At 32.3% G+C, this 15,712-nt stretch carries 12 protein-coding genes; 10 read left to right on the forward strand and 2 right to left on the reverse strand.

Features of this window, described 5'->3' with window-relative positions:
- Positions 1 to 10: 10 nt before the first annotated feature.
- The 3 genes from pfkA to BMX64_RS06115 all read left to right on the forward strand — a co-directional run bounded on the left by pfkA (position 11) and on the right by BMX64_RS06115 (position 3,063).
- Complete coding sequence (gene pfkA / locus BMX64_RS06105) at positions 11 to 997, forward strand: 6-phosphofructokinase (RefSeq protein WP_091168449.1); 987 nt, start codon at positions 11 to 13, stop codon at positions 995 to 997.
- A gap of 79 nt (positions 998 to 1,076) precedes the next feature.
- The gene (gap, locus tag BMX64_RS06110; protein ID WP_091168451.1) at positions 1,077 to 2,081 is read left to right on the forward strand and encodes a type I glyceraldehyde-3-phosphate dehydrogenase; all 1,005 of its coding nucleotides are present in this window, start codon (positions 1,077 to 1,079) and stop codon (positions 2,079 to 2,081) included.
- A 130-nt stretch (positions 2,082 to 2,211) separates the two neighbouring features.
- Positions 2,212 to 3,063 (forward strand): N-acetylglucosamine kinase, encoded by an 852-nt coding sequence (locus BMX64_RS06115; protein ID WP_091168454.1) that lies wholly within the window; start codon positions 2,212 to 2,214, stop codon positions 3,061 to 3,063.
- 128 nt (positions 3,064 to 3,191) lie between these two features.
- Here the strand turns inward: BMX64_RS06115 and BMX64_RS06120 are convergent, their stop codons facing one another.
- Positions 3,192 to 3,572, reverse strand: a complete 381-nt coding sequence (locus tag BMX64_RS06120; protein ID WP_091169047.1) for a RidA family protein — start codon at positions 3,570 to 3,572, stop codon at positions 3,192 to 3,194.
- Between the two features lie 105 nt (positions 3,573 to 3,677).
- Positions 3,678 to 6,428 (reverse strand): putative LPS assembly protein LptD, encoded by a 2,751-nt coding sequence (locus BMX64_RS06125; protein WP_091168458.1) that lies wholly within the window; start codon positions 6,426 to 6,428, stop codon positions 3,678 to 3,680.
- Between the two features lie 83 nt (positions 6,429 to 6,511).
- Between BMX64_RS06125 and BMX64_RS06130 the strand changes: the two genes are divergently transcribed.
- The 7 genes from BMX64_RS06130 (at position 6,512) to BMX64_RS06160 (ending at position 15,681) form a co-directional block, all read left to right on the forward strand.
- Positions 6,512 to 7,678: an N-acetylmuramoyl-L-alanine amidase family protein gene (locus BMX64_RS06130; protein WP_091168460.1), complete on the forward strand. Its 1,167-nt coding sequence runs from the start codon at positions 6,512 to 6,514 to the stop codon at positions 7,676 to 7,678.
- Between the two features lie 43 nt (positions 7,679 to 7,721).
- Positions 7,722 to 8,876, forward strand: coding sequence for an N-acetylmuramoyl-L-alanine amidase family protein (locus tag BMX64_RS06135; protein WP_091168463.1), 1,155 nt, complete (start codon positions 7,722 to 7,724; stop codon positions 8,874 to 8,876).
- 51 nt (positions 8,877 to 8,927) lie between these two features.
- Entirely contained in the window at positions 8,928 to 9,893 is a 966-nt protein-coding gene (locus tag BMX64_RS06140) for an MlaD family protein (RefSeq protein ID WP_091168467.1), read from the forward strand.
- Positions 9,894 to 9,898: 5 nt separating this feature from the next.
- On the forward strand, positions 9,899 to 11,230 hold the full coding sequence (locus tag BMX64_RS06145; RefSeq protein WP_091168470.1) for a 4Fe-4S dicluster domain-containing protein: 1,332 nt from the start codon (positions 9,899 to 9,901) through the stop codon (positions 11,228 to 11,230).
- 110 nt (positions 11,231 to 11,340) lie between these two features.
- A complete protein-coding gene (locus tag BMX64_RS06150) occupies positions 11,341 to 12,132 on the forward strand; it encodes a (Fe-S)-binding protein (RefSeq protein WP_091168474.1) in 792 nt (263 codons plus the stop codon).
- A 59-nt stretch (positions 12,133 to 12,191) separates the two neighbouring features.
- Positions 12,192 to 12,674 carry an ABC transporter ATPase gene (locus BMX64_RS06155; protein ID WP_091168477.1) on the forward strand — a complete coding sequence of 161 codons (483 nt, stop codon included), beginning with the start codon at positions 12,192 to 12,194 and terminating at the stop codon, positions 12,672 to 12,674.
- 13 nt (positions 12,675 to 12,687) lie between these two features.
- Positions 12,688 to 15,681 carry a serine hydrolase domain-containing protein gene (locus BMX64_RS06160; protein WP_091168480.1) on the forward strand — a complete coding sequence of 998 codons (2,994 nt, stop codon included), beginning with the start codon at positions 12,688 to 12,690 and terminating at the stop codon, positions 15,679 to 15,681.
- The last annotated feature ends 31 nt before the right edge of the window (positions 15,682 to 15,712 follow it).

Here is a 15,712-nt window from a genome sequence, read left to right on the forward strand (position 1 = left end):
ACTTTAAATAATGCCAAAAACAATAAAAAAAGTTGGTGTTCTTACCTCAGGAGGAGACTCACCTGGTATGAATGCAGCAATTCGATCAGTTGTTCGTACATGTGCTTATCATAATATAGAATGCATAGGAATTTATAGAGGTTATCAGGGAATGATTGAAGGAGACTTCAAGGAAATGGGACCTCGAAGCGTAAACAACATTGTAAATAAAGGAGGGACAATTTTGAAATCGGCCCGATCTTTAGAGTTCAAAACTTCTGAAGGAAGAAAAAAGGCACATGAGAATCTTACTAAAGCAGGAATTGATGCCTTAGTGGTAATAGGTGGTGATGGTACTTTTACAGGAGGTTTATTGTTTAACAATGAATTTAATTTTCCGGTAATGGGAATTCCGGGTACTATTGATAACGATATTTTTGGAACAAGTCATACCCTTGGATATGATACTGCTTTGAATACCGTAGTCGATGTGATTGATAAAATTAGAGATACTGCAAGTTCACACAATCGTTTGTTTTTTGTAGAAGTAATGGGAAGAGATGCAGGACATATTGCTTTGAATGCAGGTATTGGTGCTGGTGCAGAAGAAATATTGATTCCTGAAGAAAATTTAGGATTGGATCGATTATTAGAATCATTACAAAAAAGTAAAGCTTCAGGAAAATCATCCAGTATTGTTGTGATAGCTGAAGGAGACAAAATAGGTAAAAATGTTTTCGAACTAAAAGATTATGTTGAAGCCAATTTGCCAGAATATGATGTTAGAGTGTCAGTTTTAGGTCATATGCAACGTGGCGGTTCGCCTTCTTGTTTTGATAGAGTTCTTGCCAGTAGATTAGGTGTGAAAGCTGTTGAATCATTACTGGAAGGAAAGTCAAATTATATGGTTGGATTGCAAAATGATAAAGTTTCATTGACACCTTTAGAACAAGCAATTAAGGGGAAAACGGAGATTGATAGAGAATTATTGAGAGTTTCAGATATAATGTCTACTTAGATAAAAAAATGAAGTTTATTGTGAGGAAATTAGACTTTAAAAGAATGTTAAGGAAAATAAACAAAAAAATTAAAGTAAAATGTCAAAAGTAAAATTAGGAATAAACGGGTTTGGAAGAATTGGAAGAATCGTTTTCAGAGAATCTTTCAACAGAGATAATGTAGAAGTAGTAGCAATCAATGATTTATTAGATGTAGATCATTTAGCTTACTTATTAAAATATGATTCAGTTCACGGACGTTTTGCAGGTAAAGTTGAAGTTATAGACGGAAAACTTTTTGTAAACGATAAAAATATCAGAATTACAGCAGAAAGAGAACCTGCAAATTTGAAATGGAATGAAGTTGATGTTGATGTAGTTGCTGAGTGTACCGGTTTCTTTACTACACTTGAAACTGCAAACGAGCATATTAAAGGTGGTGCCAAAAAAGTAATTATTTCTGCGCCTTCAGCTGATGCTCCAATGTTTGTAATGGGAGTAAACCATGATAAAGCTTTAGCAACAGATACAGTTGTTTCTAATGCATCTTGTACTACTAACTGTTTAGCTCCATTAGCTAAAGTTATTAATGATAACTTTGGAATTGTAGAAGCTTTGATGACTACTGTTCACGCAACAACTTCAACACAAATGACTACTGATGGTCCTTCTAAAAAGGATTGGAGAGGTGGACGTGCGGCTTCATGCAACATTATTCCATCTTCTACAGGTGCTGCTAAAGCAGTAGGAAAAGTTATTCCTTCATTGAACGGAAAATTAACAGGTATGTCAATGCGTGTTCCTACAACAGATGTTTCTGTGGTTGATTTAACTGTAAAAGTTGAAAAAGAAACTACTTACGAAGAAATTATGGCTGTGTTGAAAAACGCATCTGAAACTACAATGAAAGGTATCTTAGGATATACTGAAGATTTAGTTGTTTCTCAAGATTTCGTTTCTGATCCAAGAACATCTATCATTGATGCTCATGCAGGAATTGGATTGAACTCTACTTTCTTCAAAATCATTTCTTGGTATGACAATGAATATGGTTATTCTAGCAAATTGATTGATTTATCTGTACATATTGCAGGTTTAAAATAATTCTTTATATTTACAAATCCCGTTATATTTTTTTAACGGGATTTTATTTTTTGTTGCTTCCTTTAATGGATTTTTTAAGGAATAGTCCGTTTAAAATCAAGCAACTCCAAAACCAAAAAACCAAAATAAAATGAGATTAATAGTTGATAGTGGTTCTACCAAAGCGGATTGGATAGCGATAGATGACCATGGAAAAGTATTGTTTACAACTCAAACATTAGGACTAAATCCCGAAGTGCTTGAAGCGGATGAAATTATAGAGCGGTTAAATGATCGTTTCGATATTTTGCATAATAAGAAAAATGCAACCCATTTGTTTTTTTATGGAGCAGGTTGTGGTACCGATAGAATGAAAATTGTACTTTCACAGGTTTTTCAAACGTATTTTCCTAACGCTATTATTGACGTCAAAGAAGATACTTATGCGGCAGTTTATGCAACAACTCCAAAAGGAGAAAAGGCAATTGTTTCAATCTTAGGAACAGGATCAAACTGTAGCTATTTTGATGGTAAAGAGTTGCACCAAAAAGTGCAATCGTTGGGTTACATCGCCATGGATGATTGTAGCGGAAATGTTTTTGGAAAAGAATTAATCAGAAAATATTATTTTAATAAAATGCCAAAAGAACTGGCAGTTGAATTTGAAAAAGAATATGATTTAGATCCTGATGCAATTAAAAACAAGTTGTACAAAGAACCCAATCCAAATGCGTATTTAGCAACATTTGCAAAGTTTTTGATTCAACACAAAGAAACAGAGTTTTGCAGAAAAATTATTTTCAAAGGAATGAAATCTTTTGTAAAAAATTACATCAAACAATATGATAATTGTAAAGAAGTACCTGTACATTTTGTGGGTTCAATTGCATTTTATTTGAAAGAAGAATTACAAGAAACTTTTGATAAATATGAACTTCAATTAGGCAATGTTTTAAGAAGACCGATTGACGGATTGATTGCATTTCATATTGCAAATAAATAGGTTTTTTAAAGTTTACTTTAAACTAAAAAATCACTATTGATTTACTTGCTTAAAGTAAATCAGTAGTGATTTTTTTATGGAATTAAAAGTACCTTTATACTTTTAGATAGTAATGCCAATAGTGTTTGCTACAGAATAGCAATCATAGAAATTTCAACATTTACGTTTTTTGGCAAACAAGCCACTTGAACTGTTTCACGTGCTGGAGCAGTTTTTTCGTCAAAGTAAGAACCGTAAACAATATTTATTTTTCCAAAATCATTCATGTCCATAATGAAAATAGTTGTTTTTACAACATTTTCAAACGTCATTCCTGAGGCCTCTAAAACAGCTTTCATGTTTTGCATGACTTGCTCTGTTTCGGTTTCTATAGTAGCTGTAACTAATTCTCCAGTTGCCGGATTGATTGCTATTTGACCAGAAGTATAAAGGGTATTTCCTTTAAGTACTGCTTGACTGTAAGGACCAATTGGTGCCGGAGCATTTTCGGTAAAGATTATTTTTTTCATAGGAATAATATGTTTTTGTATAACGTAGAAATAGTAACTCAATTCTATTTTAATTCTTAAATAAAGTTTTCTAAACAGCATCTTTAAAGATTTTGATTAGAAAATTTATCTGTTGATGGTACTTCTTTTATCCCATTTGATATCGCTCAATACACCGGATTTTATTCCAATAAAGAAACCCCAGTTTGCATTTTCGCCCATTGGAGACCAGTTAAAATCCATTCTCCAGCTTAACAAGTCTCTCTCGAAACGAAGTTGTGTGAAAGTAACCCCTTTTTGAACAAAATCGTAACCGGTAGAAACGCCCGCTTTCCATTTTGGAGTTATGTCAGCATTAGCAGAAATCATTATTGAGTTCCCAATTATTTGATTCTCTCGGTTGTTATTCCCGTATGTTAATGAATAGGCAAATGTCATGTCCCACGGTAATTTAGAGTTGAAAAATTCTGAAATTTTATCTTCTCCTTCTTCCTCTTCTTCATCCTCAAACTGACTTCTTCTGCTGTCACCTAAATCTGTATTTGTACCAAATAAATCATCCTCACGACCACCATTTCGTTGGCTTTGAACATTTTTGTCTTTTTTCGTATCGTCTTTTCCTTTGCTTGAAATTGAATAATTCAGAGTCATATTTGAACTGGTCATTCTAAAAAGACTTCCGCCATTATCTATATTAAAAACATTAATTCGGTTTCCGGAATTGTCAATTGCATAAGGGTCTAGTGTTGCTCCAAAATTGACATTCATTTTATTGTCTAATAATGTAGTACCACCGCTAACTCTTATTGGAGAAAAGGCAAGTGAAGTTACTCCATCTGCATCTAGATTATAGGAAGTGGATAGGTTTAAATTGTTAAGCAACATTATTTTTTTAGGCTCCACTTTAGTACTGTCTTTGTCGGTAACTTTAGCCTCAAAAGTATTGCTCAAATCAAAACCTAAGGTATTGGAATTATTTAATCCTGGAGCACCATAAATACCACTTTCGAATCGAGAATATTGTTTTATCATTGTTCCAGTGGCATCAGCGGAGTAAGTGTCATAGTATTTTTCAAAACTAGGAGTGTAGCCATAAGAAACTGATGGCCTCATGACGTGCCTTATGGATTTGATCTTTTTATCATTACCAAAATTAAAAGTTCCATAAATAGTTGTTCCTACGCTGGAGGAGAATGAATAGGTTCTAAAAGCATCAAATCCATTGATGGTTTTGTCAACCACTTTGCTTTGGTCAACATCATAACTTCTTTCAATTGTTTTGGTATACCAAATTTCCTCATAATTCATAGAAGTTGAGGCGCTGAAGTATTTAAATAATTTAAAATTGGTGCTTAAAGGAATGCTGTGTTGAAAACCAACTTTAGCATCTCTAAACATTTGAGGTTTGAAGAATAAAGAATCAGTAGTAACGATGCTGTTTCGTCCGTTTAAATTATACTGCAAGTTTATGTTTTTAAAAAATCCCTTTTTTACGCCGTCTTTCCCCACAAAAGGATAAATTCTGTCAACACTCAATTGTAATGTTGGCAAAGTCATGTTAATCTCTTCTGTTTGCGTATTTTGCGAATGAGTTGCAGTTAGCGACATTCTGACTTGCGGTACTGAAGTGAACGTTTTAGAATAGGATACTGAAGAGCTTAATGTATTATTAAGATTAGAACCAATATTTACCTGATTGATAGATTGTTTAAAATATTTACTGCTTCCAAGATTCACAGAAGCTGAAAAACTTGAATTTGGACTCGCTTTAGAGTCTTTGGAATGTGACCATTGGATGTTATAAATGTTTTGTTTCAAATAATCCGGATAGCCTCTTTCGCTGGTTATTAAATTTTCAAAACGAATATTTAAGTTTCCTCGGTAATTATATCTTTTGGCATAACTGGATTCAAAACGCAATCCATAACTTCCATTGGTGTAATAATCACCTAAAACGGTTAAATCATAATTATCACTAAGCGCAAAATAGTATCCTAAATTTTGAAGAGAAAACCCTCTATTGTTGGAGTCATTATAGCTTGGTAAAATTAATCCTGAAATACTGGTTTCTTTGCTCATTGGAAAAAAAGCAAACGGTAAAGCTATTGGAGTAGGTACATTTGCAATCACCATGTTGGTTAAACCCGTCACTACTTTTTTGCCGGGAATAAATTTTACTTTATTCGTCTGAAAATAATATTCTGGATTGTCTACGTCTTTTGAAGTGGTAAAACGAGCTCCTTTTAAAAAATAAACCGAGTCATTTTCTTTTTTAGTTAAAGCAGCCTTTATTTTAAATTCACCTTGTTCCGATCTTGAATTCCAGATTAAAGCTTTTTTTGATTTAAAATTAAAACGGATCGAATCGGGTTCAATTACATTTGCACCTTGTTTGAAATTTGGATATTGAGTGAAAGCACCCGTTGAATCCTTGATTCGTCCGGCATATACTTCGTTTTTTTCATAATCCATGACGATTATCCCTGACTTTAGTTCAACGTCCTGATAGTACAATTCCGCTTTGTCGTAAAGGGTAATAATTTTTTTCTTCTGATCAATTTTAGCATACTGCTCCGCTTTGTATCTTACTTTGCCGTCCAGAAATGCTTTTTTAGGTTTGATACTGTCTATTTTGATCGTGTCAGTTTCTTTTTCAACAATTAAAACAGGCGTTTTATTCTGATTAACACTTTTTTTGGTGCTATCTATTTGTCTATTAGAGGATATAACCGTCTTTTTTTTTGTTATATCTTGAGAATATAATTTACCAGAACCTAACGATAGGAAAATTGATAATAAAACGATATTAAATAAGTTTGTATACAAAGGTTTAAATGCTATTTTTGTAAAATTATGGCCTGTTTTTTGACATGTCAAACTTACATATTATTTTTTGTCAAAAATAGTCAAATAAATAAATTTATAACGGTAGTGTTTTAATTAAATTAACTTATAGCTTTATGCACAAAACATATAGAATTAAAATAATATTAACTTTTATTTTAATAATAATTTCATTAACGGGGTATAGTCAATCCAATAGTTTCAAGGTAACTTTAGATGCTGGTCATGGAGCACATGATTTTGGTGCTGTTTATGAAGGCCGTGTAGAAAAAAACATTGCTTTGGCTGTAGTTTTAAAAGTTGGGAAGTTGTTAGAATCGATGCCAAAAATGGATGTTATTTATACCCGAAAAACGGATGTTTTCATCGATTTAATAGAAAGAGCTAATATTGCCAATAGATTTAACGCTAATATTTTTGTATCCATCCATTGTAATGCCAATAGAAATACTGCTGCTGATGGTACTGAAACCTATGTAATGGGTTTAAGTAAAATTGCATCAAATCTTGATGCGGCTAAAAAAGAGAATTCGGTAATTACTTTAGAAAAAGATTATAAACAAAAATATGAGGGATTTGATCCAAACTCTCCGGAAACGATGATTGGAATGACTCTGATGCAAGAAGAATATCTGGACAATAGTATTTCGCTGGCAAGTAAAGTGGAAGATGCTTTTGCCGATTTAGGTAAAAAAATAAGAGGAGAAGGAGTTAAACAAGCCCCTTTTATGGTACTTCACAAAGCATATATGCCAAGAGTTTTGATTGAAATGGGTTTTATTTCTAATACAGCAGAAGGCAATAGGTTGAATTCAGAAGAAGGTCAAAATGAAATCGCTAAAGCTATAGCAGATGCAATAGTTAGCTATAAAAATGAATATTTTGGAAGTGGAGAAGCTGAAATTTTAGATGAAAAACCCTCTCAAAAAATTATTGAAAAGGTAATAAAAGATACTACTTCGCCAGTAAAAGGTAAGGTGATTTTAGAATCTTCGGAATTAATAAAATCAAAAAAAGCAATTGATAATTCAAAAACTATATTCAAAGTACAACTTTCGGCTAGCATTAAAAAATTGGAATTACTACCTAGAAATTTTAACGGATTAAAAGATATTTCAGTAGCATACGAGAATAAAGTGTACAAATACATGTACGGAGAAACGCCTGATTATGATGAAGCAAACAAACAATTGAAAGAGGCAAAAAGCAAAGGATACAATTCTGCATTTTTAATAGCTTTTAAAAATGGAGAAAAAATTAGTATTCAAGATGCTCTAAAATAACAACAGGCCAAATGCTTGATTTTAAATTGATAAATACTTAATTTTGAAAATAAAAAGAGAAATCAAAACATTAATTTTATGCATATTTACATTCTTCACCGTAAATATTTTTTCTCAGTCGAATACTAAGTTTATCGTTATTTTAGATGCTGGCCATGGTGGTAAAGACCCTGGCAATTCATACCACGGTTTCGTTGAAAAAGAAATCGCACTTAAAACGTCTTTAAAATTAGATAAATACCTTAAGAAGGATAAAGATATTCAAATTATTCACACCAGAAAAACGGATGTTTTTATAGAATTAGTAGACAGACCCAAAATTGCTAATAAACTGGATGCTCATTTATTTATTTCAATACATTGTAATTCGGTTAAAAATCCAGTTCCCTATGGTTCAGAAACCTTTGTAATGGGTTTAGCGAGAAGCAGCAGTAATTTAGAGATTGCTAAGCAAGAGAATTCTGTAATACTATTAGAGAAAGATTACAAAGAGACCTATAAAGGTTTCAATCCTAAGAATCCTGAAACTTTAATAGGACTGAAAATTTTACAAGAAGATTACTTAGATAGAAGTATTAATCTGGCTTCAAAAATCGAAAACAATTTTAAAAATAAATTAAAAAGGAAATCAAGAGGGATTAAGCAAACTCCTCTATGGGTTTTAGACGCTGCGTACATGCCTAGTGTTTTGATTGAGCTAGGCTTTTTATCCAATAACAAAGAAGGGCTTTATTTGAATTCAGATCAAGGTCAAAATGAAATGGCAGAAGCCATAGCAGTGGCAATTATTAATTATAAAAAAGAATATTTTGGAAATAAAGCAGGTAAAAATGATCAAGAAGATTCATCAAAAGTAGTAGCTATTAGGGGAATAAAAAATAATTCTAATAATACTGAATCAGAGTCATTTGTACAAAAAAAAGCATCTAAAATAGAATCCTCTAAAGTTGTTTTCAAAGTTCAAATTGCTGCCGGAAATAAAAATATCAAATTAAATCCAAATAACTTTAAAGGTCTAAAAGAGGTCTCGGTAGTGTCTACTAAAGGTGTTTTCTATAAATATCTATATGGTTCGACTTCAGACTATAATGAGGCAAAAGAGAATCTGAAAGTTGCAAAATCTAAAGGGTATAATACTGCTTACCTTATTGCATTTAAGGACGGAAAGAAAATTACTATTCAAGAAGCGCTTAAATAATAATAACAAGTTAAAATAATTTATATTAAATTTGTAAAAAATACACAAATTTTGAAAATATCAAGAGAAATTAAAACAGCTATTTTAGTAATAGCATCTATTTTATTATTTATTTGGGGCTATAGTTTTTTGAAAGGGAGAGACCTTTTTTCTAATTATAAAACATTTTATGTAGAATATGAAAATGTAGAGGGTTTAACTACATCTGCACCTGTTACACTAAATGGATTAGTAATTGGTAAAGTAAATTCAATTACTATAGATGAAAAAACAGGAAAGTTAATGGTTGAGTTACAATTAAAAACTGATTTTCCTATCTCTAAAACCAGTATAGCTTCTATTTACGAACCTGGATTTATTGGTGGAAAGCAAATTGCAATTTATCCAAACTTTAATGACACTGAATTAGCAGTTGATGGTCAAAGATTATCAGGAAATATAAAATCAGGACTTACTGATAAAGTAGGGGAAAAATTAGTCCCTTTACAAGAAAAACTTGAAAAATTATTAGGTAATACTGATACTTTAATATCAGGATTTAACAATGTTTTGGATAAAAAAGGGCAGGAAGATTTGAAGCGCAGTCTGGCAGATTTGAGTAAAACAATCGAACAATTCCACAAAGCTTCTTTGAGTGTTAATACATTATTGGATAATAATAAAACTCAAATAAACGGTGTTGTTGCCAACTTTAATAAAATATCTGGGAATTTTTCTAAAATATCGGATTCATTAAATAAAGCAGATCTTGGTAAAACTGTTAAAAACCTAAATTCAACTTTGGCGAAAGTCGATGTTATAATGACTGGTTTACAATCTGGAAAAGGTTCTATGGGTAAATTATTGAACGATGATGCCTTCTATGAAAATGTTAGAACTACTACAAAAGAATTAGAATTATTATTGCAAGATATAAGACTTTATCCTACAAGATATGTTAATGTTTCTTTGTTTGGAAAGAAAAATAAACCTTATATTGCTCCCGTAAATGATTCTATAACTATTGAAAAAAATTAGCAACTATGAGCTATTTGGATAATGTTTTATTTGCCATATTATTGGTAATTGGTTTTGGTTATTTTTTTAAAAGCGTTAAAAAAATAATAAGAAATATTAATCTTGGAAACGATGTGAATCGTTCTGATAATCCTAAAGCACGTTGGACTAATATGGCTATGATTGCTCTAGGACAATCTAAAATGGTAAAAAGACCCGTTGCAGGTGTGCTTCATATTATAGTTTATGTAGGATTTGTAATTATAAACATAGAGTTATTAGAAATTATAATCGACGGACTTTTTGGTACGCATCGTATTTTTGCTTTTTTAGGAACTACGTATGACGTGCTAATTGCTTCTTTCGAAATTTTAGCGTTTTTAGTTTTAGTAGCTGTAGTTGTTTTCTGGAGCAGAAGAAATGTTATCAAACTAAAGAGATTTGTAAGTTCTGACCTAAAAGACTGGCCTAAAAGTGACGCGAACTATATCTTGTATTTTGAAGTAGTCTTAATGACATTGTTTTTATTAATGAATGCTTCCGATTTGCATTTGCAAAATGTACCTGGAGGTTTTTCTCACTTTATTAAAGCGGGGTCATTTCCTATAAGTCAATTTATAGAGCCATTATTTAATGGAATGTCTAATGAGTTAGTGATGCTTCTTTCTGAAATATTTTGGTGGTTGCACATTGTGGGTATTTTAATTTTCATGAACTACCTTTATTTTTCAAAGCACTTACATATTCTGTTAGCATTTCCAAATACGTATTTTGCAAATCTAAATCCTCAAGGTCAATTTGATAATTTAGAATCAGTTACAAATGAAGTAAAATTAATGATGGATCCTAATGCTGATCCATTTGCAGCTGCACCAGTGGATGAGAATGCAGTGCCAAGTAAATTTGGAGCTAGTGATATTCAGGATTTAAATTGGGTTCAATTATTGAATGCCTACACGTGTACGGAATGCGGGCGTTGTACATCATCTTGTCCAGCTAATATAACAGGTAAAAAATTGTCTCCTCGCAAGATCATGATGGATACAAGAGATAGGATGGAAGAAGTGGGAAGAAATATAGATGCTAATAAAGGTATTTTTATTCCGGATAACAAATCTTTATTAAACGATTATATTACTGCTGAAGAGCTTTGGGCATGTACATCATGTAATGCATGTGTAGAAGAATGCCCAGTGAATATTAGTCCGCTTTCAATCATTATGGATATGAGACGCTATTTGGTAATGGAACAAAGTGCTGCACCTATGCCAATAAATGCAATGATGACCAATATTGAAAATAATGGTGCACCGTGGCAATACAATCAACAAGATCGATTGAATTGGAAAAATGAATAGTCATTAAATTGTTTGACTGTTTAATTGATTATTTGTATGTTCAATAATCAATTAAAAAGTAAGAATTTGTGATTGACCAAATAAGCAAATAACCGAATCAACAAAATATTATGTCAGAGAATTTAATAGTGCCAACTATGGCCGAAATGTTAGCTCAAGGGAAACAACCAGAAGTTTTATTTTGGGTGGGTTGTGTAGGAAGTTTTGACGATAGAGCAAAAAAAATAACAAAAGCATTTGTACAAATTTTAAATCGTTCAAATGTCTCTTTTGCTGTGTTAGGCACTGAAGAAAGTTGTACTGGAGATCCAGCAAAAAGAGCAGGGAATGAGTTTTTGTTTCAAATGCAAGCCATGATGAATATTGAGGTTTTGAATGCATACGAAGCAAAAAAAATTGTTACTGCTTGTCCGCATTGTTTCAATACACTAAAAAATGAATATCCGGAATTAGGCGGAAAATATGAAGTGGTTCACCATACTGAATTTCTGAAATCGTTATTAGACGACGGAAGATTGACCATTGAAGGAGGACAATTCAAAGGAAAACGAATTACTTTTCATGATCCTTGCTATTTAGGAAGAGCTAATAATGTATATGAAGCACCTAGAGATTTGATTCTTAAATTGGATGCTGAATTAGTGGAGATGAAACGTTCCAAAGCTAACGGTTTGTGTTGTGGTGCTGGTGGTGCCCAAATGTTTAAAGATGCTGAACCTGGAAACAAGGAAATCAATGTTGAAAGAACCGAAGATGCTTTAGAAACAAAACCAGAAATAATTGCTGCGGGTTGTCCTTTTTGCAATACCATGATGACTGATGGTATTAAAAATAAAGAAAAGGAAGGCGATGTAAAAGTTATGGATATAGCGGAATTGATTGCTAATGCACAGGATTTATAAATCAATTAAAAATCACGAATTTTGATTTTGTAATTCAAAATTCATAACTCATAATTAAGATGTTTGTTCCATTTGAAAATTTACCCGAAGAATCTAAAATCTGGATTTATCAATCAAACAGAAAATTTTCGGACGCCGAGTTTTCTGAAATAGAAATTGCCTTGCAATCCTTTCTGGAAGGTTGGGCTGCGCATGGTACCAGTTTAGAATCATCGTACCAATTAAAATACAACCGATTTATAATTATTGCCGTAAATCAGGATGTACAAGCTGCTACAGGATGTTCCATTGACTCTTCTGTAGAATTTATTCAAAGTTTGGAACAAAAATATACTGTTGATTTATTGGATAAAATGAATGTTACTTTCAAACTTGGTGAGCATATTGCGCATAAGCCTTTGATTGATTTTAAGAAAATGGTAAAAGACAAAGCCGTTACTGAAAACACAATCGTTTTCAATAATCTGGTTAATAATATAGAAGAATATAATGAATCCTGGGAAGTTCCAGCCATCGATAGCTGGCATAGTCGCTTTTTTTAAACAAAACAGTTCAATGAGAAAAATAGGCATCAAAATTGTTTCATTTTATGTCTTAATTTTCTTTGTGGCTTCAAGTTGTGTTGGGACAAAAATTAATAAGAATAAAGTAATTGTTTCCAACGTGCCGTCCAAAACAAATTTGGACAGTATAAAATCTAGCAATATTCCCACACTTTTTGAATTATCTCCTCAAGGAAATAAATGGGTTGATAGTGTTTACAATGCTATGACTTTAGAGGAAAAATTTGGGCAATTATTTATGGTTGCCGCTTATTCTAATAAAGATACCGTACACTTCAACGCTATTGATAAACTGATTCAGGAAAATAAAATTGGAGGATTAATTTTCTTTCAAGGTGTTCCTGTTCGTCAAGTGAAATTAACCAACCGTTTTCAATCGAAGTCAAAAATCCCCTTGTTTATTGGTAGTGATGCTGAATGGGGTTTGGGTATGCGATTGGATTCTACCTATCGTTATCCTTGGAATATGACACTTGGAGCCATCCAAGACATGAAACTATTGGAGAAAGTTGGTGTTCAAATGGGGGAACAAAGCAAACGATTGGGATTGCAATTTAACTTTGCACCAGTTCTCGATATCAATACAAATCCCAGAAATCCCATTATAGGTTTTCGCTCTTTTGGCGAAGATAAATTTAAAGTTACTGAACGTGCCATTGCTTTAATGAAAGGCGTTCAAAGTGAAGGAATTTTTTCTACCGGAAAACATTTTCCAGGTCATGGCGATACTGAAACGGATTCTCATAAAGGCTTACCAACCATTAATTTTTCTAAAGAGAGATTATCGGACGTTGAGTTTTATCCGTATAAAAAAATGTTTCATGAAGGACTTTCGTCTGTTATGGTCGCGCATTTAAACGTTCCTAGTTTAGAGCCAAGACCTAATTATCCTTCTTCGATTTCTTACAATGTGGTAACTAATATTCTTCAAAAAGAATTGGGATTTAAAGGACTTATTTTTACTGATGCTTTGAATATGAAAAGTGTAAGCACCTTTAAATTACCAAGCGAAATTAATTTTGAAGCTTTTATGGCTGGAAATGATGTGCTGTTATTTCCTGAAGATGTTCCCGCTGCAATTGAGAAATTTCAACTTGCGTATTCCCTAAATTTATTTACTGATGAACGATTGGCTTTTTCGGTAAAGAAAATTCTAAAGTTCAAGTACAAAGCCGGCTTGAATAGTTTCAAACCAATTATAACGGAAAATTTATACAACGATTTAAATTCATCCGAAAATGATGCTTTACACTATGAGTTGTATGAAAATGCAATTACGGTTCTAAAAAATACAGCAGCAGTTTTGCCAATTAAAAATTTGGACAAACAAAAAATAGCCTACGTAAAAATAGGAGATGACAACAATGATGCTTTTGTTGCGACTTTGAAAAAATACGCTGAAATAACTGTAATTGAAGATACTAATCTGGACAGTTTACAAGTTAAATTACTACCTTTTACAACTGTAATTATTGGATATCACAAATCAGATATTGCTTTTAGAAACGATGATTTAAAATCAGATGAATTATTTAAAATCAATTTTTTAGCCAAAAATAATAATGTAATTCTAGATGTTTTTGCAAAACCATATTCGTTATTACCCATTACAAATTTTGATGATTTCGAAGGATTGGTCGTTTCTTATCAAAATAGTACTATTGCACAAATAGTTTCTGCAGAACTAATTTTTGGTGCTATTGAAGCCAAAGGAAAATTACCGGTTTCTATTAATACAAGCTTTAAAGTAAATGATGGTTTAGCAACTGAAAAGTTAAATCGCTTAGGATTTACAACTCCTGAAAATGTGGGAATGAATGCTGAAATTTTATCAAAAATTGATGGTATCGCCAATAAAGCGATTAATGGTAAAATGACACCCGGAATTCAGGTTTTGGTAGCCAGAAAAGGAAAAGTTATTTATCAAAAATCATTCGGGCACCATACCTATGATAAAATGATTAAAGTTCAAGATTCAGATATTTATGATGTTGCCTCGTTGACAAAAATTCTGGCTACGTTGCCCAATGTCATGTTGCAATACGATCAGAAAAAAATAAATTTGGAAACTACATTAGGAACAATGTCTTCCATTTTTAAAGATTCGAATAAGGCGAATATTAATTTTAAGGATTTATTGTCTCATTACGCGGGACTTGCTGCTGGAATTCCATTTTATAAAGCGACAATGGACAAATCTAAATTTCCTTCGGAAGTTTATTTTAGAAAAACATCAGAAGATCAGTTTTCTAAACGAATGACAGACAGTCTTTTTATAAGAAATGATTTTAGCGACACCATTATGAAAATGATTGTTAAGAGTAAGCTTTCATTGAAAAAAGAATACAAGTATAGCGATCTTACTTTTATGATTTTGAAAGATTATTTAGAAAAAACAACGGGTCAAAAACTCGATGTTTTGATTCAAGAGAATTTCTACCGTTCATTAGGAATGAATAATTCAAGTTTCAATCCATTGTCTAAGTTTGATAAAAACAGAATTCCACCAACAGAAACTGATACGTATTTCCGTCATCAGCTTTTGCAAGGATATGTCAACGATTTATCAGCAGCTTTAGAAGGCGGAGTTTCGGGTCACGCAGGTGTTTTTTCGAATGCAATGGATGTGGCTAAAATAATGCAGCTATACTTGCAAAAAGGGAAGTATGGCAATCAGCAGTATTTTTCTGAAAAGACATTTGAAGATTTTAACACCTGTTATTTTTGTGCGGCAGGAAATAGGAGAGGTGTTGGCTTTGATAAACCACAATTGGGTGCAGAAGGACCTACGTGCGGTTGTGCATCGATGACCAGTTTTGGTCATACCGGTTATACAGGAACGATGGCTTGGGCTGATCCCGAAACGCAAATTGTCTATGTGTTTTTATCGAATAGAACTTTTCCAATTGCAGGCGAAAATAGATTATCGAAAGAAAATATTCGGGAAGATATCCAGAAAGTGATTTATGAAGCAATTACAGATTAAGATTAACTATTTCGAGATCAGTCTTGGTTTA

Source organism: Flavobacterium sinopsychrotolerans, from assembly GCF_900110375.1.
GTDB classification, from domain to species: Bacteria; Bacteroidota; Bacteroidia; order Flavobacteriales; family Flavobacteriaceae; genus Flavobacterium; species Flavobacterium sinopsychrotolerans.